General features: G+C 67.3%; 1 pseudogene. It reads right to left on the minus strand.

Annotation, left to right across the window (positions count from 1 at the left end):
• A pseudogene (locus ACU8YE_RS23955) lies at positions 1 to 605 on the minus strand (exo-alpha-sialidase); the annotation flags it as partial.

Consider the following 605-nt stretch of genomic DNA (forward strand, 5'->3'; position numbering starts at 1 on the left):
GCTGGATCAGGTCGAAGAAATCGTACAGCGTGCCCGTCTTGCGATCGACGACGATCTGGTTGCCGATCGTCTGCTGGCGGGACGGCACGTCGACGATCACGCTCGGCGCGCTCCATGTCTTGCCGCCGTCGACGGTCTTCGAAAAGTAGCTCGGCCCGCGAGACGCGGCGGTGTGCAGGTTCGCGTGCGGGTTGCCGGTCGGTTGCTCGAGCCGGTCCCATACCGCGTACGCGGTGCCGGCCTTCGTCGGGTTCGCGCTCACCGATTCCTTGTCGTTGAAGAACTGCGTGGTCGGCTCGTTGTCGGCGATGAGCAGTGTCGGCGCGCTCCAGGTCTGGCCGCCGTCCGTCGAGACCGACGCCGCGACCGCGTTGCTGTTGTTCGACTGGTTGAACGAGATCGACACCGAATACGCGGTGCCGTCGGGCCCGATCGACACCCACGGATCGGACGCGCGCTCGTACGCGAGGCCGCCCGCGCATGCGCTGAACGGCAGGTTCGTCTGTTTCCACGTGAGGCCGCCGTCGAACGAATAGCCGGCGACGAGCCCGTGCGCGCCGCCGTTCGACCAGCGGTCCTGCTGCCACGCGCCGATCACGTTGGAG

This window comes from Ralstonia sp. VS2407 (assembly GCF_052950655.1).